A 24,345-nucleotide genomic window follows, 5' to 3' on the forward strand; every position below is an offset into this window, starting at 1 on the left:
CACAGCCCGGCCCATCGGCTCGACTGGTCCCAATGGCGACGCCGTCACCAGGCCCGATCCCAGGCCAGCCACTACCACCGACAAGCCACTCAAGCATGAAGATCACGATCTACAACTGGAGTATTAGCCGGAAACGTGATTCCGAGTACGCCGACGGCGGCCGACATCACGACGGCCGCCCACACTTTCAGCAGTCTCATTCCCACGCCCTTTCGCATCGCGCGATGCATCGGCCGCATTGAGCGGCCAAGAGCGGGGAAGGCATCTCCGGAACCGTCCGGAACTATCGGGATCTTAACCCGTCGATCGAGTTCACGCCATGCCGGATCCCGTTCCTGAATTGCTCGGCCCCGGGTCGCGGCCAGCCGAGGGGCCGCCTCCGCGTCTCATCCGCCGCAAGCGCACCACCGGCCCCGACGTCGGCGCGAGGGTTGTGCGGTGGTGCTCGTTTGTGAATTATTAGCGGAGGTTCTGAGCGGAAACGCGCAGGAGGTCTCGGTGGCGAAGACGTGTCGATCTGCTGGTGGCGGCGCGGCGGCCGCGGCGCGGGGCCCGCTGCCGGTCCTCCAGCGGCCTGGAGGGCTGCCCCCGCCGTGACGCCCCCATAACGCCCCCGTGACGACCTCGCGCCGATCGCTCATGCTCGAAACAGGTCGATGGATGTCAGGAGATTTCATGGCCGGCAACCGCATCATGTCCGAGATCGCCGCGCAGCCGGCGTGCTGGCGGCGGGCCGCCGGGCTGGCGGGCCGGGTCCGGGACGCGCTTCCGGGGCCCGGGGAGCGGGTGGCGGTCGTCGGGTGCGGCACCTCGCTGTACATGGCGCAGGCCTACGCCGCCCTGCGCGAGGGCGCCGGGCACGGCGAGACCGACGCGTTCGCCGCCTCGGAGATGCCGCTCGGCCGCCGCTACGACCGGGTGCTCGCGCTGACCCGGTCCGGGACGACGACCGAGGTCCTGGACGTCCTGGACCGGCTCGGCGGCGCCGTCCGGACCACCGCGATCACCGCCGACCCGGACACCCCCGTGGCGGCGAGCGCCGGGCGGGTGATCGCGCTGGAGTTCGCCGACGAGGAGTCGGTCGTCCAGACCCGGTTCGCCACCACCCAGCTGGCGCTGCTGCGCGCCCACCTCGGCGAGGACCTGGCGGCCGCGATCGCCGACGCCGAGGCCGCCGTGACCGGCCCGCTGCCCCGGGAACTGCTGGACGCGGAGCAGGTGACCTTCCTCGGCCGCGGCTGGACGGTCGGGATCGCCCGCGAGGCAGCGCTGAAGATGAGGGAGGCGGCCGGCTTCTGGACGGAGGCCTACCCGGCGATGGAGTACCGGCACGGGCCGATCAGCGTCACCGGCCCCGGCCGGGCCGTGTGGATGTTCGGCGACCTGCCGGACGGCCTCGGCCGCCAGGTGGCTGCGACCGGCGGGGCGTTGCGCGCGGCCGCCGCCGACCCGCTGGCCGACCTGATCCGGGCGCAGCGGCTCGCGGTCGCGCGCGCGGAGGCGGCGGGCCTGGACCCCGAGCGGCCCCGCCACCTGACCCGCTCGGTGATCCTGGACGCCGGGGCGTGATCGTCACCGTCACGCTGAACGCGGCGCTCGACGACACCTACGAGGTGGCGGACGCGCGGTTCGGCGAGGTCAACCGGGTGGCGGCGGTCTACCGGCGTCCGGGCGGCAAGGGCGTCAACGTCGCCCGGGTGCTGCACGGGCTCGGCCACGAGGTGGTGGCCACGGGGCTGGCCGGCGGCGCGGCGGGGCGGCAGATCGTGGAGGGCCTCGCCTCCTTCGGCGTGCCCGCCTCGTTCAGCCCCGTCGCCGCCGAATCGCGCCGGACGGTCACGGTCGTCGGCCGGGACGCCACGACGTCCGGCGGGGACGCCACGATGTTCTGCGAGCCGGGCCCCACCGTGACCGTCCCCGAGTGGAACACGTTCGTCGGCCGGTACGAGGCGCTGACCAGGGACGCCGCCGTGGTCGTCCTGTCGGGGAGCCTCCCGCCGGGCGTCCCGCCGGACGCCTACGCCGCGCTGACCCGGCTCGCCCCCGGCCCGGTCGTCCTGGACGCCGACGGGGAGGCGCTGCGGCTCGGCGCCGCCGGACGTCCCGACGTGGTGAAGCCGAACGCCGGGGAGCTGGCCCGCGCCAGCGGCACCGGCGACACGGCCGCCGGCATCCGGGCGCTCCGCGCGGCGGGCGCCGGTGCGGTGGTCGTCTCGCTGGGCCCGGACGGGGTGCTCGCCGGGACCCCGGACGGTGTCCTGCGCGCCGCCCTCGACCGTCCGGTGCCCGGCAACCCGACGGGCGCGGGCGACGCTCTCGTGGCGGCGCTGGCGGCGGGCCTGGCGGGCGGCCTGCCGTGGCCGGAGCGGCTCCGCCGCGCGGTCGCGCTCGCCGCCTGCGCGGTCCGCTCCCCCGTCGCCGGCGAGATCGACGCCGGCCGCCTCCCCGCACTCCTGTCGCGCGTCACGCTCCGCACCGAGGAGGACCATGCCGCTCGTGCCCATGACTGACGCCGTCCCCGCGCGCGGGCGCGGGCTGGGGGCGTTCAACGTGATCCAGCTGGAGCACGCGGAGGCGATCGTCGCAGGAGCGGAGCGGGCGGGGGCGCCGGTGGTGCTCCAGGTCAGCGAGAACTGCGTCGCCTACCACGGCGCGCTCGCGCCGATCGGGCAGGCGGTGCTGGCGATCGGGCGCGCCGCCGCCGTGCCGGTCGTGGCGCACCTGGACCACGCGACGTCGGCGGACCTGGTCCGGGAGGCCGTCGACCTCGGGTTCGGGTCGGTGATGTTCGACGCGTCCGGGCTCGCTCATGACGCCAACGTGGCGGGCACCGCCGAGGTGACCGCCCGCTGCCACGCCGAGGGCGTGTGGGTCGAGGCGGAACTCGGCGAGATCGGCGGCAAGGACGGCGTGCACGCCCCGCACGCCCGCACCGACCCCGGCGAGGCCGCCGGCTACGCGGCCGCCACCGGCGTGGACGCGCTGGCCGTCGCGGTCGGCACGTCCCACGCCATGCTCACCCGCGACACCGTCCTGGACCTGCCCCTCATCGCGAGGCTGTCCGCGGCGGTCGCCGTCCCGCTGGTGCTGCACGGCTCGTCGGGCGTTCCCGACGGCGCGCTCACCGCGGCCGTCGAGCACGGCATGACGAAGATCAACATCGCGACGCGGCTGAACGAGGCGTACACCGCCGCCGTCCGGGGCCGGCTCGGCGCCGATCCCGCCCTGGTGGACCCCCGCCGCTACAACGCCGCCGGGCGGGACGCGGTCGCCGCCGAGGTCGCCCGCCTCCTCGCGGTCATCCGGGCGGACGGTCAGCCCACCGCCGCGGCGGACCGTTCGAGCAGCCGGGTCACCTCCCCGTCGGGGACAGGCGAGTCGTCCAGATAGTAGTCACCGATCGCGGCGAAGAAGCACGGCGTAAGGGGACGCTCCACCTCGTCGGCGGCGTCGCGGAGCGCGTCGACGGCGTCGGGCGCCCCGACCGGCACCGCCAGCACGACGCGCCGCGCCCCGCGTGCGCGCGCGGCCTCGCACGCGGTGCGCGCCGTCCGGCCCGTCACCACACCCTCGACGACGACGATCGCCGGCCGGCCGCCGAGCGGCCCGGCCGCGGACCGGCCGGCCAGTTCCAGCGGCGCCTCCAGCGCCACCGCGACCTCGTAGGCCACCGGCACGGCGCCGGGCCGTGCCGCGATCACCACCGCGTCCTGCCCGCGGTGCCGCCGCAGCCGCCGCCCGAGCCACCGCCCCGCCTCGCTTCGGTCGGAGTACATGGCGTCCTCCTCGGTGGGTCGCTCCGCCTCCTGCCCTCTCCAGTGTGCGCGCCGGCTCGCCTCCGTCCCCCGGCCGACCGGCCTGACCTGCGGGGACCTAGGTCCTTACCGGCCGATCCGGTAGGTCACGTGCGTGACCAGATCGGTGCCCGACACTTCGACCGGTTCCAGCGCGAGGTCGCCCACGCCCTCGAACAGCCGCTCCCCCGCGCCCAGGACGAGCGGTGCGACATGCAGCCGGAGCTCGTCGATCAGACCGGCCGCCAGGTATTGGTTCACGGTCTGCGCGCCGCCGGCGATGGCGATCTCCCCGCCGCCCGCGGCCTGCCGCGCCTGCGCCATGGCCGACTCGATGCCGTCGGTGACGAAGTTGAAACTCGTCCCGCCCTTCATCGTCACCGGCTCGCGCTCGTAGTGGGTCAGCACGAACACGGGCGCGTGGTAGGGCGGCTCCTCGCCCCACCAGCCCGTCCAGTCGAGGTCCCAGTCGCCGCGCCCGGACGCGAACATGTTGCGGCCCATGATGACGGCGCCGGCGGACGTGATCTTCTCGATGGCCTCAGCGTTGGCCTCGGGCTGCTCGAACATCCACCGGTGCAGCCGCTCTCCGCCGTCGCCGAGCGGCTCGTCCATCCGCTGGTTCGGGCCGGCGACGAAGCCGTCCACGGAGATCCCGATGTCACAGGTGACCTTGCTCATGCCGATACCCCCTCCTCGGGCGCCCCCTTGGCGCCGCTCACAAGAGGATCGGAGCCGCCCCCGCGTTCTCTACGGACCCGGCGAAGATTTCACCGGCAGGACAACGTCCCGTGCCGCTTTCGCGCTTCGCCACATGGCTGTCGGGCGGGGCGGGCGGCGGTCGATCGACCGGCATGGCCGCCTGACGCGCTCCCGATCGGCGAGGGTTTGAACCGGCGGGTGCGAGGCGGACGTGCTGTGGGTGTCGCGTTCGCGGCAGGGGCATCCGAGCCGGGGAGGACGAGCTGACCACCGATAGCCGCGCCGAGCGGGTGACAGACGAGGACGTGGAGGCCGCCGGACCTGACGCGGGCGGCGCAGGGACGGGGCGGCGCAGGCGAATCGCGGCGCGGGCGGCGACCGGCGCGGCGTTCCTGCTCGTGCTGGCCGCCCTGATCACGCCGGACGAGTTCGCGCTGCTGTCCCCGGCGGCCTTCGTGCGCATCCCCGTCGAGGGTGTGCTCGGCGTCGCCCTGATCCTCGTGGTGCCGGCGAAGGCCCGGCGTTACGCGGCGGGGACGGCGGGGGCCGTCCTGGGCCTGGTGCTCGTGCTGAAGGCGATGGACATCGGGTTCGACGCCGTGCTCGTCCGGCCGTTCGACCTGGTGCTCGACTGGCCGCTGCTGCGCCCGGCGGTGGAGTTCGTGGACGAGTCGGCCGGGCGGGCGGGGGCGATCGCCGCCGTGGTCCTCACCGTCCTGCTGACGGCCGGCGTGATCGCGCTGATGTCGCTGTCGGCGCTGCGGCTCTGCCGCGTCGTCGTCCGGCACGACAGGACGGCGGCGCGGACGGCGGCCGTGCTGGGGACGATCTGGGTCGTGTGCGCGGTGCTCGGCGCGCAGCTCGTCCACGGGGTGCCGGTCGCGTCGCGGAGCGCGGCGGTGCTCGCCTACGACCACGCGAGGGCGGTGCGCGCGAGCCTGAACGACCGGGAGGAGTTCGCGAAGGCCGCCGCCGTCGACAGGTTCCGCGACACGCCCGGCGACAGGCTGCTGGCCGGGCTGCGTGGCAAGGACGTCGTCCTCGCGTTCGTGGAGAGCTACGGGCGCTCGGCGGTGGAGAATCCGCAGTTCGCGCCGCAGGTCGGCGCGGTCCTGGACCGGGGGTCGCAGCGGCTCCGCGAGGCGGGGTTCGCGTCGCGCAGCGGCTGGCTCACCTCGTCCACGGCGGGCGGCGGCAGCTGGCTGGCGCACGCGACCCTGCTGTCCGGGCTGTGGATCGACAACCAGCAGCGGTACCGGACGCTCGTGAACAGCGACCGGCTGACGCTGAACACGGCGTTCCGCCGGGCGGACTCGCGGACGGTCGCGCTGATGCCGGCGATCACGCGGGCCTGGCCGGAGGGGACGTTCTACGGGTACGACAAGGTGTACGACGAGCGGAACCTCGGCTATCGCGGGCCACGGTTCAGCTTCGCGACCATGCCCGACCAATACACGCTGTCGACGCTGCAGCACGCCGAACTGGCGAGGAAGGACCGTTCCCCGGTGATGGCGGAGACGGCGCTGGTGTCGAGCCACGCGCCGTGGGCGTCCGTTCCCCGGCTCGTCCCATGGGACGAGGTCGGAGACGGCTCGATCTTCACCGGGATGGGCAAGGGCTACGACGCGCCGTGGCCCGCCGGCGGCCGGATCCGTACCGAGTACCGCAGGTCGATCGAGTACACGCTGAACACGCTCGTGTCGTACATGGAGACGTACGGGAACGACAGGACCGTGCTCGTCTTCCTCGGCGACCACCAGCCCGCGCCGCTCATCACGGGTCCGGGCGCGAGCCGGGACGTGCCGGTCACGATCGTCGCCAAGGACGAGGCCGTGCTCGGCAAGATTTCAGAATGGAACTGGCAGGACGGGCTGCGGCCGGGTAGGAACACCCCGGTGTGGCCGATGAGCGCGTTCCGGGACCGTTTCCTGACCGCTTTCGGCGGATGAGCGGATGGGCGCGGATGGGCGGATCCCGGAACGCGGTCCGGCGGAGCGGGTGATGCAGCACGGATGACATCGAGGTGCGGGAGCCGGCGCCCCGCGGCGAGGCGCCGGCGGGCCGGTTCGGGGTGCTGCGCCGGCACCGGCGAGGGCTGCTCGCGGCCGTCGTGGCGGCGCTGCTCGCGCAGATGGCGTTCGCGATGGTCTCCACGGCCGTGCCGCAGTCTCCGACCGTCGACGAGCCCGTGTACGTCGGCACCGGCGTCATCTACCTGCGCGCGCACGATCTGCGGCACAACCCCGAGCATCCGCCGCTGGGCAAGCTGATCATCGGGGCCGGGCCGGTGCTCGCCGGCGCCCGCCTGGACCCGTCCTATTCCGGCGGCGACCAGGCCGTCGGGCGGCATCTGCTGTACGGGTCGGGCAACAACGCGCAGCGGGTCCTGCTCGCCGCGCGGCTGCCCGTCATCATGCTGACCCTGCTGTTCGGCCTGGTCGTCTTCGTGTTCGCCCGGGACCTCACCGGCCCGGCCGGCGGGGTGGTCGCGCTCGCCCTGTACGCGTTCTCCCCCGATGTGATCGCGCACGGGTCGCTGGCGACGCTCGATGTGCCGGCGGCCGGGTTCCTGCTGACGTCGGTGTGGCTGCTGTGGCGGGCGCGGCGGCGGCCCCGGCTCTGCGTCCCGCTCGCGGGGGCGGCGCTCGGTGCGGCGCTGGCGACCAAGATGAGCGCGCTGCCCGCCGTGCCGGTGGTGCTGGTACTGGTGGCGGTGTCGGTGTCGGTCGGGTACCGGTCCCGCGGCGCCGGACGGCCGGTCGCGGCCGGCGTGCTGGCGGCGGCCGGCGTGCTGGCGGCGGCCGGCACCGCCGTCCTCGCCGTGGCGGTCGTGTGGGCGAGCTACCTGGCCGTCGATCCGCGCCTGCGCTGGACGGCGCCCGCGGGCGTCCCGGCGGTCGGCGGGCTGCGCGGGCTCGCCATCGGCTCCCTGCCGTTCCCCGGGCCGTTCCGGGACGGCATGCGCGTCCAGTTCGGTTTCGAGGACATGAAGTGGACGGGCTTCCTCTTCGGCCGCACCTACCATGGCTCGCACTGGTACTACCTGCCGGCCGCGCTGCTGGTGAAGACGCCGCTCGGCATGCTCGTCCTCTGGGCGGCGGGCGTCGCGGCGATGGCGGCGTCGCCCCGGCTGCGGCCCGCGGCGCCGTACGTCCTCGCGCCCGCCGCGGTGCTGCTGGCGGTGGCGATGACCGGCTCCCGCGACCTCGGCGTCCGGTACGCGATCTTCGTCCCGATCTTCCTGGCGGTTGCGGCGGCCGCCGTGACCGCCGTCCGGTGGCGGTGGGCGAGGGCCGCGGCCGGTGTGCTGGTGCTGTTCGTCGGAGTCAGCTCGCTGCGGACCTACCCGTACTACCTGCCGTACTCGAACGAGGCGTTCGGCGGGCCGGCCAAGACGCACCTGTACCTGCACGACTCGAACGTCGACTGGGGGCAGGACCTCGGACGGCTCGCCGACCGCCTCCGCGACCGCTATCCGGGAGAGGAGGTCTGGCTCGTCTACAAGGGCGGCGGCGTCCCGTCCCGCTACGGCATCCGCGCGTCCGACCCCCTCACCGTGCCGCCGGACCGGGTGCGCGGCCTCCTGGTGGTGTCCGACAGCTGGATCGCCAAGGACGATCGGCGGCTCGCCCCGCTGATCGACTCCAGCGAGCCGATCGGCGAGGTCGGCCACTCCATCACGCTCTTCCGCCGGCCCGGTCAGCGGTCGTAGATCTCCAGGGTCCCGCAGTGCAACCGACGGCGCTCAGCGCCCCCTTTTGCACCGCGTAGACCGTGAACGGCACCGAGCAGCGGTAGGTGATCATGCTGTTCGGCCCGGTGGGCGTGAACTGGACGCGGGCCTTCCTGCCGGCCATCGAGAAGCGCACCTCGCACAGCGGGGCCATGCCCTCCGCCGGGGGCGACGTCGTGAACCCGTCGTCGACCGTGCCCGCCATCACCGGCGGCGTCCGGTCGCCGGGCTCCCGCCCGAACTGCTGGACGGCGGCGCATGCGTGTTGACCAGGATCCGGTAGACGTACGGGTCGGGGTCGTTCCCGATCCGCCGCCATGCCCGCCATGCCTTGACCAGCGCGGTCTGCAGCAGATCCTCGGCCTGGCCCCCGTCCCTGCACAGCAGGTACGCCGTCCTGAGGAGTCGCGGCGAACGCTCCGTCACGTACGCCGCGTAGTCCGGTCTCTCCCGCATCCGACCTCCCGGTAGGTGTTCTGCGGACTACTACCGCCGGGGCCCCGGGAAAGGTTGCCCTGGCTGCTCCGGCGGCGAGTCCGGGCAGCCGTCAGCGGCGGCGGGCGTGGGCCAACGGGTTTCAGCGCGGGGCGGCCGCGGCCCCGTAGCCGTCGACGACGAGCCGCTCGGCCATCTGCGCGTAGGCGGCCGGGTTCTCCGGGGCGCTGGTGGCCAGGCCGTCCACGTACCGGTTGTACATGCAGAACGCGGCGGCGATGAGCACGGTGTCGTGGATCTCGACGTCCGTGGCGCCGGCGTCGCGCGCGGCGGCGATGTGCTCGTCGCCCACCTCCCGCCCGCCGCGCTGCACGGCGGCGGCGATGCCGAGGAGGGCCTTGAGCTTGCCGGACACCGGCGCGGCGCCGGGATCGGCGTGGACCTGCTGGACGAGCGTCATGCCGCCGGGCAGCTGGGCGGCGGCGCAGGCGCCATGGGACGAGGCGCAGAACCGGCAGCCGTTCAGCTCCGACACGTACGCGGCGATCAGCTCCCGCTCACCGCGCGGGAGGGGGCCCGGGCCGCGCAGCAGGGCCTCCGCCAGTGCGCTCAGCGGGCCCGCCGTCTCCGGCCGGAACCGGAGCAGGGACGGCAGCCCGGGAACATTATCGTCCAATTCGATGTGCGCCAAGGACTGCCTCCGGAGGAACGGTGTCGGACAATTCACCCCGATCCTCTAACGAACGCCCTCACGCGGGTAGTTTTCTCGCCACTCCACAAAAGGTCATGGTCTCCTGCGGCTCGCCCCACGGATTGGGTTCCGGACGCCAGCGGGAACACGACACGATTCCGGGCTCGACCAATTCCAGGCCGTCGAACAGCGACTCGATCTCCGCGGCGGTCCGGGCCTTGAGCGGGTGCGGGGTGCCGCTCTCGTTCCACGCCTTGACGGCCGTGTGCGTGACCTCCACGTCCAGGCAGGCATGCGACAGCGCCACGAAACTGCCCGGGGCGAGCGCGCCGAAGAGCTTGTCCAGGACGGCGCGCGCCTCGTCGTCGTCGGTGATGAGGTGCAGCAGGGCGAGCATCATCAGGCCGACGGGCTTTCCGAAGTCGAGCGTCGCGGCGGCCTCGTCGAGAATGCGCTCGGGATCGCGGACATCGGCGTCGATGTAGCTGGTCGCGCCCTCCGGGGAACTCGTGAGGAGCGCCCGCGCGTGGACGAGCACCAGCGGATCGTTGTCGACGTAGACGATGCGCGACTCCGGAGCCACCCGCTGCGCGATCTCGTGCGTGTTGTCGGCGGTCGGCAGGCCCGTGCCGATGTCGAGGAACTGCCGCACGCCCTCCTCGCCCGCCAGGTGGCGGACGCAGCGTCCGAGGAACAGCCGGTCGGTGCGGGCGGCGGCGACGATCCCGGGGACCTGCTGCGCGACCCTCTCCCCCGCCTGCCGGTCCACCTCGTAGTGGTCCTTGCCGCCGAGCCAGTAGTCCCAGACCCGCGCCGACACCGGCCGGTCCGCGCGGATGCCGTCACCGGCGCGGAAGCCGTCGTCCGCGCCCCTGCCACTGGCACTGCTCATGCGGTCTCACCTCCGCTCCGGGGGATCATGACGCTACACGGTACGGTCGCGGCCCCGGCGGGTGAGGTCGGTCACGTGCGGCCGCAGGCCCGGTGCAGGGCCGCCGCGACCTGAGCGGGGTCGGGGGCCGGCAGGACCGCCGCGAGATGCCCGTCCGGGCGGACGACGTGGACCGTGTCCGGGCCCGCGCGCAAGACCGTCCGAAGCACCCCCTCGGTGTCGATGTCGGCCAGTGCGCGGATCTCGTGCGGGACGCCTGCGGGCAGCGCCGCGAGCCGCCCGCCGGTCAGGACCACGAACCGCGTGCCGAACAGGCGGCGCAGGCGGGTGCGCGCGCCGTCGACGGTGCACGGCCCGTCCGGGCAGATCACGCCCGGCACCGGCGGGCGGACGGCCCCGGCCTCCCACGGGAGGCCGTCCACCGGGCCGGACGGGGTGGTCAGCGGCGAATCCAGGTACCAGAACGGTTCGGCGAGCCGGCCCGAATCGATGATCGTCCGCGGATCGGGATGCGTGCGGGCCGCCGCCAGGGCCGCCAGCCGGTGCGCCCGCTGGGCCGGCGTCTGCGGGACGAGGAACTCCATCGTCCTCGTGGTCACGCGGAGGTTCTCGGCGGCGGCGGCGCGTCGCTCGACGTCGTAGCTGCGCAGCAGGTCCGGCGCCGCCCAGCCGTGCCGGACGAAGGCGAGTTTCCAGGCGAGGTTCTCCGCGTCCTGGACGCCGGAGTTCAGCCCGCGGGCGCCGAACGGCGCGTACAGGTGGGCGGCGTCCCCCGCCAGGAACGCCCGGCCGGACGCGAACGTCCCGGCGACCCGCTCGTGGAACCGGTACACGGTCGCCCAGACGATCTCGTACGGGGCGTCCCCGGTGATCTGCCGGATGCGGGCGCCGAGCGCGCCGGAGGCCCGCTCGGCTTCGAGGTCGTGGTCGGCGGGGACCTGCCAGTCGATGCGCCACGTCCGGTCCGGGCACTGGTGGACGAGGACCTGCCGGCCGGGGTTCCACTCGGGGTCGAAGAAGAACCGGCGCTCGTTCGGGAACGGCAGGTCGGCGCGGATGTCGCAGATCAGGAACTTGTCGGCGAACGTGCGCCCCGGAAAGCCGATGCCGAGCAGTTCCCGGACGGCGCTCCGGCCGCCGTCGGCGCCGACGGCGTGCGTCCCGCGCACGGTCGTGCCGCCCGCGTCGGCCTCGACGCCGCAGGCGTCCTGGCGCAGGTCGCGGACCGGGTGACCGTACCGGACGTCCACCAGCGGCTCGGCGGCGGCCAGGTCCCGCAGGTGCGCCTCCACCTCCGCCTGGGAGATGTTGATCCAGGGCGGCACCGCGCTGCGCCCCGCGTCGGGGAAGGTGACCGAGAACAGCTCGTCGCCGCGGTGGTAGGTGCGGCCGGTCGTCCAGGTCACGCCGCGGGCGATCATCCGCTCGGCGCAGCCGACCCGGTCCAGGACGTCCAGCACGTCCCGCTGGAAGCAGATGGCCCGCGACCCGGCGGGGTCGCGGCGCGCGGCGGCCTCCAGCACCACGCTCGGCACCCCGTGCCGCGCCAGCAGCAGCGCCGTGACCAGCCCGACCGGCCCGGCGCCCACGACCACGACCGGTTCCGCCGCGGAGCCCACCCTTGGAATGGTGCGCCGCCCGGCCGCCTCCGTAAAGCGTCCGCGCCGGTCAACGGGGTGCCAGGCCGGATGCTTCAGGCCGGGTGCTTCGGGCCAGGGTGATTCAGGCCGTGGTGCTCTGCGTCTTCCGGGCGCGCTCCACGGCCTCGGTGATCGTCTGATCGGCGATCCGGCGGTCCTGCCAGCCGCGCACGTCGGCCGACTTGCCCGGTTCGAGGCTCTTGTAGATGTCGAAGAAGTGCGCGATCTCGTCGAGGACGTACGCGTGCACGTCGGGCAGGTCGTTGATCTCGGCGTAGCGGACGTCCCGCGACGGGACGGTGAGGATCTTGGCGTCCGGCCCCTTCTCGTCGAGCATCCAGAACACGCCGACGCTGCGGACGGTGATCTGGCAGCCGGGGAACGTGGGCTCCTCCAGCAGCACCATCGCGTCCAGCGGGTCGCCGTCCTCCGCGCAGGTGTCCGGGATGTAGCCGTAGTCGTGCGGGTACCGGGTCGCGGTGAACAGCATCCGGTCGAGCCGGATGCGGCCGATCCCGTGGTCCATCTCGTACTTGTTGCGCGATCCTCCGGGGATCTCGACGACCATCTCGATCTCCATGAGCACCTCCCCCCGGTGGACCCTACCCGCAGGGAGGACGCGTGATCGTAGAGTCGTCGCATGGGCACGCCGCGATTCGTCTACCAGCCGCTTCCCGTGCGGGTCGTCTTCGGCGAGGGGGTGCTCGGGGACCTGCCCGCCGAGGTGGACGCGCTCGGCCTCTCGCGGGTGCTCGTCGTGTCGACGCCGGGGCGGCGGGCGGACGCCGAGCGGGCCGCCGCACCGCTGGGCGACCGGGTGGCGGGCGTCCACCCCGGGGCCGTGACGCACGTGCCGGCGGAGGTCGCCGCCGAGGCGTGCGGGGCCGCCGCATCGGCCCGCGCGGACGGGCTGGTCTCCTTCGGCGGCGGGTCGGCGGTCGGCCTGGCCAAGGCGGTCGCCAGGGAGACCGGGCTGCCGATCGTGGCCGTCCCGACGACGTACGCCGGGTCGGAGATGACACCGGTGTGGGGCATGACCGCGGACGGCGTCAAGCGGACCGGGCGTGACCGGCGGGTTCTCGCCCGGACGGTGCTCTACGACCCGTCCCTGACGCTGGGGCTGCCGCCCGCCGTGTCGGCTGCTTCGGCGATGAACGCGATGGCGCACGCGGTGGAGTGCCTCTACGCCCCGGACGCCTCGCCGATCGTCTCCCTGATGGCGGAGGAGGCCGTCCGGGCGCTGGCCGGGGCCCTGCCGGAGGTCGTCCGGAACCCCGGCGGCCTGCCCGCGCGCACGCGGGCCCTGTACGGGGCGTGGCTCTGCGGGACGTGCCTGAGCGCCACCACGATGGGCCTGCACCACAAGCTGTGCCACATCCTCGGCGGGTCGCTGAACCTGCCGCACGCGGAGACCCATTCCGTCCTGCTCCCGCACGTCCTCGCCTACAACCGACCGGCCGCGCCGGACGCCGTGCGGGCGCTCGGGCGGGCGCTCGGGCGGGACGATCCGGCCCGCGCGCTGTGGGATCTTTCCGGCTCGCTCGGGCTGCCGCGTTCCCTCGGGGCGCTGGGCGCCGATGCCGGCCACCTGAACGAGGTCGTCGCGCAGGCCGCCGGCGGCGGGTTCGCGAACCCGCGCCCTGTGGAGGAGGCGGGTCTGCGGGTCCTGCTCGGGAACGCGTGGGAGGGACGCCCGCCGGCGGCCTAGTGAGCGGCGGCGTTCCAGTCGGCGCCGACTCCGATCGCGACCTCCAGGCCGACCGTCAGCGGGTAGGCGGTCGTCATCCGGTCGTGGACGATCCTCTCCACCGCGTCCCGCTCCCCCGGCGCCACCTCCAGGACGATCTCGTCGTGCACCTGGAGCAGCAGCCGGCTGCGCAGGCCGGCCGCGGTGAGCGCCTCGTCCACCCGCAGCATCGCGATCTTGACGATGTCGGCGGCGGAGCCCTGGATCGGGGCGTTCAGCGCCATCCGCTCGGCGGTCTCGCGGCGCTGCCGGTCGTCGCTGGTCAGGTGGGGAAGGTAGCGGCGGCGGCCGAGGATCGTGCGGGTGTGTCCGGTGACGCGGGCCTCGGCGACGACGTGGTCGAGGTAGTCGCGGACGCCGCCGAGCCGCGCGAAGTAGGCGTCCATCAGCGGGCGCGCCTCCGCCATCGGGACGCCGAGCTGCCGGGCCAGGCCGAACGCCGACAGCCCGTACGCGAGCCCGTACGACATCGCCTTGATCTTGCGCCGCATGTCGGGCGTGACGGCGTCCGGGGCGACCTGGAAGACCCGCGCGGCCATCGTCGCGTGCAGGTCCTCGCCGGACTCGAACGCGGCCAGCAGCGTCGGGTCCTGCGACAGGTGCGCCATGACGCGCAGTTCGAGCTGGCCGTAGTCGGCGGTCAGCAGGGACTCGAACCCGGCGCCCGGCAGGAACGCCCGGCGGATGCGCCGCCCCTCCTCGGTCCGGACGGGGATGACCTGCAGGTTCGGCTCGGTCGAGGTGAGCCGCCCGGTCGCGGCGACGGTCTGCTGGAAGGTGGTGTGGATCCGGCCGTCCGCGCCGATCTCCCTGATCAGCCCGGCGACCGTGGTGCGCAGCCGCGCCTGGTCGCGGTGGCGCAGCAGCACCTGCGGGAGGCCGTTGTCGGTCTGCGTGGCGAGCCAGGTCAGGGCGTCCAGGTCGGTGGAGTACCCGGACTTGATCTTCTTGGTCCTGGGCAGGCCCAGCTCGCCGAACAGCACCTCCTGGAGCTGCTTCGTCGAACCCGGGTTGAAGCGGCGGCCGGCGATCTCGGCGGCCTCGTCCGCGGCGCGCTCCATCGCGTCCGCGAAGTGCCGCTCCAGTTCGCCGAGGAGGGCGGCGTCGACGTGGATCCCGGCGCGCTCGGCGCGGGCGAGCAGGTCCGACAGCGGCAGCTCGACGTCGCGGAGGACCCCGTCCATGCCGGTGGACGCGAGGTCGGCGGCGAACCTCCCGGCGAGGTCGAGGACGGCCCGGGCGCTCAGCATCAGTCCCGCCGCCCCGTCCTCGGGCGGGCGGCGGCCGAGGTGGCGGCCCGCGAGGTCGGCGATCCCGTAGGCGGCCAGGCCGGGAAGCAGGAGGTAGGCGGCCATCGCCGTGTCGGTGGCGATCCCGTCGAGGCGCCACCCGCGCTCGCCGAACACGCGGAGCAACGACTTCACGTCGTGCAGTGCCTTGGGGCGGTCCGGGTCGGCCAGCCAGGCGGCGAAGGCGCGCTCGTCGCCCTCGGTGAGATCGGACGGCTCGAACGAGGCGGCGTACCCGTCGCCGGTCGCCAGCGCGATCCGCGCGATGTCGCCCGCGCCGCGCGCCCAGGTGCAGTCGGCGGCCAGCCCGGTCAGGCCGGTGGCGCGGGCCCGGAGCCAGCCGGCCAGCTCGTCCGGTCCTAGTTCGCGGCCCCGCACCGGCTCGGCTCCGGCCGCGTCCGGGGGGCGGCCTCCGCCGGGGTCGGCGGCGAAGAGGCGCTGCCGGAGGCTCGCGTTGCGGAACTCCAGCTCGTCCAGCAGCGTCGTGAACGCGGTCAGGTCGTAGGGGCCGCGCCGCAGGTCGGCGGGCGCCACCGGCAGATCCACGTCGCGGACCAGCTCGGTCAGCCGCCGGTTCAGCCGGACCGAGTCCAGCGCGGCGCGCAGCTTCTCCCCCGCCTTGCCCTTCACCTCGCCGGCCCGCTCCAGCAGCGCGTCGAGCGAGCCGAACTCGCGCACCCACCTCGCTGCCGTCTTCTGCCCGATGCCCGGGATGCTCGGCAGGTTGTCGGACGGGTCGCCGCGCAGCGCCGCGAAGTCGGGGTACTGCGCCGGGGTCAGCCCGTACTTCTCCTGCACCGCCTCCGGCGTATACCGGATCATCTCCGACGCCGTCCGGTAGAAGTACAGGACGGTGACGTCCTCGCTGACGAGCTGGAGCACGTCCCGGTCGCCGGTGACGATCAGGACGCTCATGCCGTCCGCCTCCGCCGCCGTCGCGAGCGTCGCGATGACGTCGTCGGCCTCGTAGCCGGGCGCCCGCACGACCGGCACGCTCATCGCGGCGAGCAGGCGGTCGAGGACGGCGAGCTGGCTGCCGAACTCCTCGGGCGACCGCGCCCGGGTCGCCTTGTACTCCGGGAACGCCTCGGTGCGGAACGTCCGCCGCGCCACGTCGAACGCCACGGCCGCGTGCGTCGGGCGCTCGTCCCGCAGCACGTTGGCCAGCATGTTCGCGAAGCCGTACACGACGTTCGTCGGCTGCCCGGCCGTGGTGGTGAAGTTCTCCACCGGCAGCGCGTAGAACGCCCGGTAGGCCAGCGAATGGCCGTCCAGGAGCAGCAGGCGGGGCCGGTCGGTCATGTCTCACATCCTGGCACCCGGGAAGGGGGCATAGAACGGCAGCGAGAGGTGTTGGGGCGACATGGACAAGATCGAACTGGGGCGGCTGGGGATCTGGCGGCCGTGGAGCATGCTGGACGCGGAGCTGGCGAAGGACGTCGAGGACCTCGGCTACGGCGCGATCTGGATCGGCGGCTCGCCGCGCGGCGACCTGAAGATCGCCGAGCGGCTGCTCGGCGCCACCGACCGGATCGTCGTCGCGACCGGCATCGTGAACATGTGGGCCACCCCGGCCGAGGAGGTCGCCGCGTCCTACCACCGGCTGCACGACGCGCACGGCGGGCGGTTCCTGCTCGGCGTCGGCATCGGTCATCCGGAGGCGACGCGGGAGTACCGCAGCCCGTACGAGACGATCGTCCGCTACCTGGACCGGCTGGACGAGGCCGACGTCCCGGTGGAGGGGCGGGTGCTGGCCGCCCTAGGCCCGAAAGTGCTGCGGCTGGCGGCTGAGCGCGCCGCTGGCGCGCACCCGTACTTCACCACGCCCGAGCACACCCGCGAGGCGCGGGCGGCGCTGGGCGCCGGGCCGCTCCTCGTCCCCGACCAGAAGGTGGTGCTCGACACCGACACCGGACGCGCCCGCGCGGTGGCCCGGGAGGCCGCCGAGCGCTACCTCGGGCTGCGCAACTACGTGAACAGCTTCAAGCGGCTCGGCTTCACCGACGCCGACGTGGCGGACGGCGGCAGCGACGCGCTGGTGGACGCGCTGATCGCGCACGGCGACGCCGCGGCGCTGGCCGCGCGGGTGTCCGGGCACCTGGACGCGGGCGCCGACCAGGTGGCGGTCCAGGTGCTGGGTGAGGACGACCCGCGCCCGGCGCTGCGCGCGATCGCCGAGACGCTCGCGTGAACGGGCGAGGGACGCGCCCGGAGCCGGGCGCGTCCCTCGTATGGACCGCATGGACCGCATGGCCTACGTGAACGGCACGGACTACATGAACGACATGGCCGGGGTCAGCGGGTCGGGTGGCCGCCGATCTCGTCCGGCACGACGCGCCTGCTCGGCTGGGCCTGATTCGCCCTCCGGGCCAGCTCGTTGCCGTTGACCGTCAGCGTGCTGTGCGCGAACAGCTGCGTGACGGCGGCCGCGGCGTCGATCATCTGGTCGTAGGCCGCGAGGTTCACGTTGTCGTAGCGGTCGCACGCCTGGTGGTAGCACGGGTCGTAGGACACCCCGGCGGTACCGCCGTAGATCTTCGCCTGCTCGGGGGTCTTGATGCCCTCGGCACCGGTGAACAGGCCGCCGGCCGGGATCCCCACGGTGATGAAGGCGTTGTAGTCCGAGCGTCCGTTGAACGGCGTCGGGTCGGTGGGCAGCCTCCGCTTCGCGAAATGGTCGTTGAACGCCTTCTCGATCGCGCCGGACCCGGCGGGCGCCTCGACGTTGTTCTGTCCCGCGCTGTCGTCGCCGTCGTAGACGAAGTTCACGTGGTTGGGCGAGGCGATCATGTCGAAGTTCAGGTTCAGCGCGATCTTGTCGCGCTCGGCCTGCGGGAGGCCGTCGACGTAGTGCTGGGAGCCGAGCAGGCCCTCCTCCTCGGCGCCCCAGAACGCGAACCGCACCTTGTTGCGGACCTTGGGGCCGAGCTTGTTGATCTGCTTGGCCATCTCCAGCAGCGCCGCGGTGCCCGAGCCGTCGTCGTTGATGCCGGGGCCGTCGGTGACGCTGTCGTTGTGCGCGCCGACGACCACGACGTTGTCGGCCCGCCCGTGCCTGGTGTCGGCGACGACGTTGGCCGCCTGGCGCTTCTCGGTGAACGTGCTGGTGTTCACGCGCAGCGTCACGCCGCCGTTGTTCGCCTGCTGGACGAGGGCCGTCCCGACCGCGTTGGTCGGGCCGACCACCGGGATGCCGTACGGCGTGGTCAGCGTGCCCGCGACGGGGCCCGGCTGGCCGGGGAGCTGGTAGATGACCACGGCGGACGCGCCGGCGGCGATGGCGTTGTCGGTCTTGACGGAGAAGAAGCAGCCGCCGCGCTGGATCAGCGCGATGTGGCCCGCCGGGAAGCCGGCGAAGTCGTCGGCCTCGCAGCCGCTGCCGAGCCCGGTCGCGCCCGGGTCGACGGGGGTCGCGGCGGCGGTGACGTCGCCCGACCCGGAGTACTGCAGGGTCGCGAAGTCGGTGTCCGGCGCGAACGTCTTCGCTTCGGGCTCGGTCTCGGCGAAGACCGGCTCAGCCGTCTCCTGCCAGAAGTCGAACGTGAAGTTCTGGACCGTGGGGCTGTACCCGGCCCGCTTCAGCTGGTCCGCGATGTACTTGATGGTGACCTCGTTGCCGGGGAGCCCGGCGGCCCGGTTGCCGCCGTTGGCGTCCGCGATCTTCTGCAGGTTCAGCTGGTGCTGGCGGACGTTCTTCAGCGTGACCAGGCGGGCCAGCCGGGCGTCGGCGGGGGCCGGTGCGGCCGCCTGGGCGGGCGCCGCCGCCAGCGTGGCGGCTGCGAGCGACAGCCCGGTCAGGGTTGCGAGCGCGGCTCTGCGCATGACTAGGTCTCCGTTTGTGGGGGGACGAAGCAACCCGAAGCCTTACATGGGTCAATTTCTGCAACAAGACACGACTCGGCATCAAAACGGCCAATATTGGCCTCTTTTCATCACCTAGTTAACAAGATCGACACACGTCCCGTGATTACCGTCCGTTCCGAGCGGCCGCACCGCTCGTGTCGATCAGCAACGCCGCCGGCCGGACGCGTTAGCCGAGGTCAGCCCGGAATGGCGTCCGGGCGAACGCGTTGACCTGCGCAAACGGCGGCGGGGCGGGCGCGGGCCCGGGAGGGCCGCCGGCGGTGCCCGATCGCTTGCGCCGCAACGCGCCGTACACGAGTTCCAGCAGGTGAGACCCCTGGCCCCGGACAAATCGGCGTGAGTATGCTTCGTCACCCTTGAAGATGGCCGCCGACGATCAGGAGTGGGCCGTTGTCGAGTCCCGAACAGGTGCGCGGATCCCGCGGACGCCCGCACACGCGTCCGATCGGACGCAGGATCGTCCTGCTCCTGGCGATCCCGCTGGTGTCGCTCGTGGCCCTGTGGGCGTACTCGGCCGTCCCCGCGCTGAACGACGCGCTCCTCCGCAACCAGTACGCCGGGACCCGCGACCGGGCCGGCCAGCCGGCCAACCTCGCCATGCAGGCGGTGCAGGAGGAACGCGCCGCCGCGGTCGCCGCGCTGGTGTCGCCGGCCCCCGCGAGCACGCGGAAGTTCCAGGAGGCGACCCGCAAGACCGAGCAGGCCGTGGCCGCCTTCCGCAGGACGGCGCTCGCCCCCGAGTCCACGGGGTACCTGACCGACGCCGAGCTCCAGCGCACCCGGAACGTCGGCAACCAGCTCGACCAGCTGGCCAGCATCCGGTCGCAGATCGCCGCGCGGAACGTCTCGGCGCTGGAGGCCGTCAACACCTACAGCACGGCCTTCGACAACACGGTCCGGCTGCTCACCACGCTGGTGACCGTCAACGACCTCGACGTCTTCCAGCGGACCAACGGCATCCTGTACATGTACTGGGCGCGCGACTTCATGCTGCGCCAGGACCTGCTCCTGTCCGCCATGCGCGGCGGCCGGATGACGTCCGGCGCCCGCGCCGCCTTCGCCCAGTGGGCGGGCGCCCGCAGCGAGCTGATCGACCTCGGCCAGTCCGGGCTCACCGGGAGGACCGCGAGGACGATGAGCGGTCTGGTGAACTCCCCCGCCTACACCGCCTACACCGCGCTGGAGACCGCCATCGTCCAGCAGGGCGAGACACCTGATCCGCAGCGGTGGCGGGCCGTCACCATGGCGGCCGGGCAGGTGTGGCTCGGCACCACCTTCAAGGCCGGCGAGCAGATCCAGGCCGACGAGGTCAAGCCCGCCGGCCAGCGGATCATGCTGCGGGTCTACCTCGCGGGCGGCGTCGGGCTGCTCGCCGTCATCGCCTCCATCGTGCTGTCGCTGCTGTTCGCCCGCCGGCACGCCGACGAGCTGCGGCGGCTGCAGCGGTCGGCGCAGGAGCTGGCGAACGAGCGGCTGCCCGGGGTCGTGGCACGGCTGCGGCGCGGCGAGCGGGTGGACCTGGAGGCCGAGACGCCCCGTCCGGCGTCCGGGAGGACGCGCGAGGTCGCGCTGGTCAGCGAGGCGTTCGACACCGTCCAGCGGCAGGCGATCAGCACCGCGATCGGCGAGGCGGAACTGCGCGCGAGCATCAACCGGGTCTTCGTCAACCTGTCGTGGCGCAGCCAGTCGCTGCTGCACCGGCAGCTGCGGCTGCTGGACCAGATGGAGCGGCGCGCCTCCAGCGCCGAGGAGCTGGACGACCTGTTCCGCCTCGACCACCTGACGACCCGCATGCGCCGGCACGCCGAGGGCCTGGTGATCCTGTCCGGCTCGCCGACCGTGCGCGCGTGGGACCACCCGGTCGCCGCCGAGGACGTGGTGCGCGCCGCGATCGCCGAGGTCGAGGACTACACCCGCATCGAGGTGACCGGCGCGTCGTCGGCCGCGGTCAGCGGGGACGTGGTCGCCGACGTCATCCACCTGCTCGCCGAGCTCATCGAGAACGCCACCGCCTACTCCCCGCCGACCACCGAGGTCACCGTCAAGCTGGAGACCGTCGCCAACGGGCTCGCGGTCGAGGTCGTCGACCGCGGCATCGGCCTGCACCCGGATGAGCTGGACGCGCTCAACCGGCGGCTCGCCAGCGCCGTCGAGTTCGACCTCGTCGACACCGAGCGGCTCGGCCTGTTCGTCGTCGCGCGGCTGGCGGCCCGGCACGACATCAAGGTCTCGCTGCAGCCCTCGGCGTACGGGGGCACGACCGCGATCGTCCTCGTCCCGCACGCCCTGGTCGTCCTGGAGGAGCACTGGCAGGGGGTCGGCGAGGGCACGGTGGCCCACGCCGTCGCGTCCGGTACGGGCGCGCCGCGGATCGGCCGGCCGATCCGCCCCGCGCTGCCCGGCCCGGCCGGGCCCGCACGGCACGCGGGCCCGCCGGACGCGCCGCCGGAGGACGCGCCTCCCCCACTGGTCTCCTTCAACGCGCAGGTCGCCTACGACGCGTCGAGCAGCCACAAACCGCCGGGCGGCGAGGCGCCCGGCAGGTTCGAGGCACCGGGCGGGTTCGACACGGCGAGCGGGTTCGACGCAGCGGACGCCTTCGATCCGCCGGTCTCCTTCGAGCCGCCCGGACACGCCGATGGCCGATCCCGGCCGCCGGAGGAGGATCCGGAAGCGGAGCAGCCGCAGGACAGCGAGGTCACCGGCCGGCTTCCGCGCCGGGTGCGGCAGCGCAACCTCGCCCCTCAGCTGCGCAGACGTCAGGTGACCAGGCACTCGGAGCCGGCCGCGCGGCCGGACGAGGACTTCGAGGAGCCGAGTCCGGAGCTGAGCCGCGACCTGATGGCCTCGCTACAGTCGGGATGGCTGCGGGGCAGGGTCGCCGACGACGAACCGGACGATCTCGATCCACGCGATGAATGGGGGGAATCATGACGCGGCAGGGCCACGCCACCGGCGAGCTCGACTGGCTGCTCGAGGATCTGGTGCAACGGGTCGGCGAGGTCCGCCAGGCCATCCTGCTGTCCCGTGACGGGCTGGTCATGGGCGCCTCGGGGAACGTCACCCGCAAGGACGCCGAGTTCCTCGCGGCGCTGTCGTCGGGCTTCCACAGCCTCGCCAACGGCGCCTGCGAGCACTTCCAGGCCAAGCAGGTCCGGCAGACCGTGGTGGAGCTGGACGACAGGCTGTTCTTCGTCATGCCGGCGGGCAACGGGAGCTGCCTCGCGGTGCTCAGCGACGCCGGCGGCAACGCCGGGCTGGTCGCCTACGAGACCACCATGCTGATCAAACGGGTGCGGCGGGCCCTGGCGGCGTCGCCGCGCGCTTCCGCGGCCGAGGACGCGCCGCTGCGGCCGGGTGCCTCGGGCTGACCGGCCATGGAGACTCCGAGAGAGCGCTGGATCGGGCGGGAGGCCGGCCCGCTCGTGCGGCCGTACGCGGTCACCCGCGGGCGCACCCGCCCCCGCGGCCTCGTCGTCGACCTGGTGACGATCCTGGTCTCGACCGGCCGCACCCCGGGCGACCGGGTGTGGCTGTCCCGCGAGCAGCGGCGGCTGCTGGAACTGTGCCGGCAGCCGTCGACCCCCGCCGACCTGGCCTCGGAGACCGACCTTCCGTTCCGGGTCGTGCAGATCCTGCTGGAGGACCTGCACCAGTACGGCCTGGTCGAAGAGGTCCCGCAGGCGGCGGAGCCGTCCAACCGTCCCGACCCCCGCATCCTGATGAGAGTCCTCGATGAACTTCGCCGCCTCTGAGCCGTCGGTGTCGCCGTACGCGCCGCACGACGACGTCCCCGCGCACACGCTGAAGGTGCTGGTGGCCGGCGGTTTCGGCGTGGGCAAGACGACCCTGGTCGGCGCGGTGAGCGAGATCCGCCCGCTGCGCACGGAGGAGACCCTCACCGACGCCTCCGTCGGAGTGGACGACCTCGGCGGCGTGGAGGGCAAGACGACCACGACCGTGGCGATGGACTTCGGCCGGCTGACGTTCTCCGGCGGCGTCCGGCTGTACCTGTTCGGGACGCCCGGCCAGGAGCGGTTCTGGTTCATGTGGGACCAGATCGCCTACGGCGCGGTCGGCGCGATCGTGCTGGTCGACACCCGGCGGCTCACCACGAGCTTCGCGTCCATCGACTTCTTCGAGCAGCGGGAGATCCCGTTCGTCGTCGCCGCGAACCAGTTCGACGGCGCCCGCCGCTACAGCGTCGACGAGATCCGCGACGCCCTCGACCTCGACCCCGACGTGCCCGTCCTGATCTGCGACGTGCGGAGCCGCGAGGTGGCGAGGGGCGTCCTGGTCGCGCTGGTCGAGCACGCCCTCCAGACCGCGCAGCGCTAGCCGCGGGCCGGGACCGGCCGGCCGGCCGGGTACTGTTCGGTTGCCGAAAGGAGCCCGCCCATGCCCGCCACCCGGCAGCTGCCGACCCCCGAGTCCGAGGACCTGATCGCGCTCACCCGCGACATCGCGGCCAAGGAGCTGGCGCCGCGCGCCGCCGACGCCGAGCGCACCGGGACGTTCCCCCGCGAGGTGTTCACGACGCTGGGCCGGGCCGGGCTGCTGACGCTGCCGTACCCGGAGGAGTTCGGCGGCGGCGCCCAGCCGTACGAGATCTACCTGCAGGTCCTGGAGGAGATCGGCGCGGCCTGGGCGAGCGTCGGCGTCGGCGTCAGCGTCCACGCCCTCTCCTGCTTCCCGCTGTTCGCCTACGGCACCGGCGAGCAGCGCGCCCGATGGCTTCCGGAGATGCTCTCCGGCGAACGGCTCGGCGCGTACTGCCTCTCCGAAGCGCACGCCGGCTCCGACCCCGCCGCGATGCGCGCGAGGGCCCGCCGCGACGGCGACTCCTACGTCCTCAACGGCGCCAAGGCGTGGACGACCCACGGCGGCAAGGCCGACTTCTACACCGTCATGGCGCGCACCTCCGACGACGGCGCCCGGGGCGTCTCCTGCTTCCACGTCCCTGCCGACACCCCCGGGCTGGAGTTCGACGAGCCCGAGGACAAGATGGGCCTGATGGGCTCCACCACCGCGACGGTCCGCCTGGTGGACGCCCGCGTCCCCGCCGCCAACCTGATCGGCGCGGAGGGCCAGGGCCTCTCCATCGCCCTCGCCGGCCTCGACGCGGGCCGCCTCGGCATCGCCGCCGTCGCCACCGGCCTCTCCCAGGGCGCCCTCGACACGGCCGTCGCCTACGCAAGGGAACGCGAGGCGTTCGGCAAGGCGATCATCGACCACCAGGGGCTGGCGTTCGTCCTCGCCGACATGGCCGCCGCCATCGAGTCGGCCCGCGCCACCTACCTCTCCGCCGCCCGGCTGAAGGACGCCGGCCGCCCCTACGGCCGCGAGGCGTCCATCGCCAAACTGGTCGCCACCGACAACGCCATGAAGGTCACCACCGACGCCGTCCAGGTCCTGGGCGGCGCCGGGTACACCCGCGACTTCCCGGTGGAGCGCTTCATGCGCGAGGCGAAGGTCATGCAGATCTTCGAGGGGACCAACCAGATCCAGCGCCTCGTGATCTCCCGGCACCTCGCCCGCTGACCGGCCCTCCCGCCCCG

At 73.6% G+C, this 24,345-nt stretch carries 22 protein-coding genes; 12 read left to right on the forward strand and 10 right to left on the reverse strand.

Going from position 1 to position 24,345, the window contains the following annotated elements; genetic code table 11:
* Nucleotides 1-675: 675 nt before the first annotated feature.
* Genes SM418_RS34460 through SM418_RS34470 form a run of 3 tightly spaced genes read left to right on the forward strand, consistent with a single transcriptional unit; the run spans nt 676 to nt 3,390 of the window.
* Nucleotides 676-1,569, forward strand: a complete 894-nt coding sequence (locus tag SM418_RS34460; RefSeq protein ID WP_371945842.1) for an SIS domain-containing protein — start codon at nt 676-678, stop codon at nt 1,567-1,569.
* Nucleotides 1,566-2,510 carry a 1-phosphofructokinase family hexose kinase gene (locus SM418_RS34465; protein ID WP_371945841.1) on the forward strand — a complete coding sequence of 315 codons (945 nt, stop codon included), beginning with the start codon at nt 1,566-1,568 and terminating at the stop codon, nt 2,508-2,510. The genes SM418_RS34460 and SM418_RS34465 overlap by 4 nt, the downstream gene beginning before the upstream one ends.
* On the forward strand, nt 2,503-3,390 hold the full coding sequence (locus SM418_RS34470) for a class II fructose-bisphosphate aldolase (protein ID WP_443098416.1): 888 nt from the start codon (nt 2,503-2,505) through the stop codon (nt 3,388-3,390). The genes SM418_RS34465 and SM418_RS34470 overlap by 8 nt, the downstream gene beginning before the upstream one ends.
* Here SM418_RS34470 and SM418_RS34475 read toward each other — a convergent pair.
* Both SM418_RS34475 and SM418_RS34480 read right to left on the reverse strand, forming a co-directional pair.
* The gene (locus SM418_RS34475; RefSeq protein WP_371945839.1) at nt 3,315-3,776 is read right to left on the reverse strand and encodes a hypothetical protein; all 462 of its coding nucleotides are present in this window, start codon (nt 3,774-3,776) and stop codon (nt 3,315-3,317) included. The two genes, SM418_RS34470 and SM418_RS34475, sit on opposite strands and share 76 nt — an antisense overlap.
* A gap of 105 nt (nt 3,777-3,881) precedes the next feature.
* Nucleotides 3,882-4,475 carry a dihydrofolate reductase family protein gene (locus SM418_RS34480; RefSeq protein ID WP_371945838.1) on the reverse strand — a complete coding sequence of 198 codons (594 nt, stop codon included), beginning with the start codon at nt 4,473-4,475 and terminating at the stop codon, nt 3,882-3,884.
* A gap of 311 nt (nt 4,476-4,786) precedes the next feature.
* Here SM418_RS34480 and SM418_RS34485 point away from each other — a divergent pair, with 311 nt between their 5' ends.
* Nucleotides 4,787-6,445, forward strand: a complete 1,659-nt coding sequence (locus SM418_RS34485) for an alkaline phosphatase family protein (RefSeq protein WP_371945837.1) — start codon at nt 4,787-4,789, stop codon at nt 6,443-6,445.
* 74 nt (nt 6,446-6,519) lie between these two features.
* Nucleotides 6,520-8,208, forward strand: a complete 1,689-nt coding sequence (locus SM418_RS34490) for an ArnT family glycosyltransferase (protein WP_371945836.1) — start codon at nt 6,520-6,522, stop codon at nt 8,206-8,208.
* Here the strand turns inward: SM418_RS34490 and SM418_RS34495 are convergent.
* From SM418_RS34495 to SM418_RS34520, 6 genes are all read right to left on the reverse strand, one after another.
* Nucleotides 8,174-8,434 carry a hypothetical protein gene (locus SM418_RS34495; protein WP_371966137.1) on the reverse strand — a complete coding sequence of 87 codons (261 nt, stop codon included), beginning with the start codon at nt 8,432-8,434 and terminating at the stop codon, nt 8,174-8,176. The two genes, SM418_RS34490 and SM418_RS34495, sit on opposite strands and share 35 nt — an antisense overlap.
* Entirely contained in the window at nt 8,434-8,685 is a 252-nt protein-coding gene (locus SM418_RS34500) for a sigma factor (RefSeq protein ID WP_371945835.1), read from the reverse strand. The genes SM418_RS34495 and SM418_RS34500 overlap by 1 nt, the downstream gene beginning before the upstream one ends.
* A gap of 121 nt (nt 8,686-8,806) precedes the next feature.
* Nucleotides 8,807-9,355, reverse strand: coding sequence for a carboxymuconolactone decarboxylase family protein (locus SM418_RS34505; protein ID WP_371945834.1), 549 nt, complete (start codon nt 9,353-9,355; stop codon nt 8,807-8,809).
* Nucleotides 9,356-9,413: 58 nt separating this feature from the next.
* A complete protein-coding gene (locus tag SM418_RS34510) occupies nt 9,414-10,247 on the reverse strand; it encodes an SAM-dependent methyltransferase (RefSeq protein ID WP_371945833.1) in 834 nt (277 codons plus the stop codon).
* A gap of 71 nt (nt 10,248-10,318) precedes the next feature.
* Nucleotides 10,319-11,866 carry an FAD-dependent monooxygenase gene (locus SM418_RS34515; protein WP_371945832.1) on the reverse strand — a complete coding sequence of 516 codons (1,548 nt, stop codon included), beginning with the start codon at nt 11,864-11,866 and terminating at the stop codon, nt 10,319-10,321.
* Between the two features lie 103 nt (nt 11,867-11,969).
* A complete protein-coding gene (locus SM418_RS34520) occupies nt 11,970-12,467 on the reverse strand; it encodes an inorganic diphosphatase (protein ID WP_371945831.1) in 498 nt (165 codons plus the stop codon).
* Between the two features lie 60 nt (nt 12,468-12,527).
* Between SM418_RS34520 and SM418_RS34525 the strand changes: the two genes are divergently transcribed.
* The gene (locus SM418_RS34525) at nt 12,528-13,595 is read left to right on the forward strand and encodes a maleylacetate reductase (protein WP_371945830.1); all 1,068 of its coding nucleotides are present in this window, start codon (nt 12,528-12,530) and stop codon (nt 13,593-13,595) included.
* Here the strand turns inward: SM418_RS34525 and polA are convergent.
* Nucleotides 13,592-16,225 (reverse strand): DNA polymerase I, encoded by a 2,634-nt coding sequence (gene polA / locus SM418_RS34530; RefSeq protein WP_371945829.1) that lies wholly within the window; start codon nt 16,223-16,225, stop codon nt 13,592-13,594. The genes SM418_RS34525 and polA overlap by 4 nt on opposite strands.
* Nucleotides 16,226-16,286: 61 nt before the next feature.
* On the opposite strand from polA, the gene SM418_RS34535 reads away from it, so the two are divergent.
* The gene (locus SM418_RS34535) at nt 16,287-17,114 is read left to right on the forward strand and encodes an LLM class F420-dependent oxidoreductase (RefSeq protein ID WP_371945828.1); all 828 of its coding nucleotides are present in this window, start codon (nt 16,287-16,289) and stop codon (nt 17,112-17,114) included.
* Between the two features lie 104 nt (nt 17,115-17,218).
* Here the strand turns inward: SM418_RS34535 and SM418_RS34540 are convergent, their stop codons facing one another.
* Complete coding sequence (locus SM418_RS34540) at nt 17,219-18,745, reverse strand: M20/M25/M40 family metallo-hydrolase (RefSeq protein WP_371945827.1); 1,527 nt, start codon at nt 18,743-18,745, stop codon at nt 17,219-17,221.
* A 432-nt stretch (nt 18,746-19,177) separates the two neighbouring features.
* Here SM418_RS34540 and SM418_RS34545 point away from each other — a divergent pair, with 432 nt between their 5' ends.
* Genes SM418_RS34545 through SM418_RS34565 form a run of 5 tightly spaced genes read left to right on the forward strand, consistent with a single transcriptional unit; the run spans nt 19,178 to nt 24,328 of the window.
* Entirely contained in the window at nt 19,178-21,721 is a 2,544-nt protein-coding gene (locus SM418_RS34545) for a sensor histidine kinase (RefSeq protein WP_371945826.1), read from the forward strand.
* A complete protein-coding gene (locus tag SM418_RS34550) occupies nt 21,718-22,158 on the forward strand; it encodes a roadblock/LC7 domain-containing protein (RefSeq protein WP_371945825.1) in 441 nt (146 codons plus the stop codon). Before SM418_RS34545 ends, SM418_RS34550 begins: the two co-directional genes overlap by 4 nt.
* Nucleotides 22,159-22,164: 6 nt before the next feature.
* Nucleotides 22,165-22,542, forward strand: a complete 378-nt coding sequence (locus tag SM418_RS34555; protein WP_371945824.1) for a DUF742 domain-containing protein — start codon at nt 22,165-22,167, stop codon at nt 22,540-22,542.
* Nucleotides 22,523-23,125 (forward strand): GTP-binding protein, encoded by a 603-nt coding sequence (locus SM418_RS34560; RefSeq protein WP_371945823.1) that lies wholly within the window; start codon nt 22,523-22,525, stop codon nt 23,123-23,125. The genes SM418_RS34555 and SM418_RS34560 overlap by 20 nt, the downstream gene beginning before the upstream one ends.
* Before the next feature lie 60 nt (nt 23,126-23,185).
* Nucleotides 23,186-24,328 carry an acyl-CoA dehydrogenase family protein gene (locus SM418_RS34565; RefSeq protein WP_371945822.1) on the forward strand — a complete coding sequence of 381 codons (1,143 nt, stop codon included), beginning with the start codon at nt 23,186-23,188 and terminating at the stop codon, nt 24,326-24,328.
* The last annotated feature ends 17 nt before the right edge of the window (nt 24,329-24,345 follow it).

This window comes from Actinomadura chokoriensis, from assembly GCF_041463665.1.
In the GTDB taxonomy this organism is placed as follows: domain Bacteria; phylum Actinomycetota; class Actinomycetes; order Streptosporangiales; family Streptosporangiaceae; genus Spirillospora; species Spirillospora chokoriensis_A.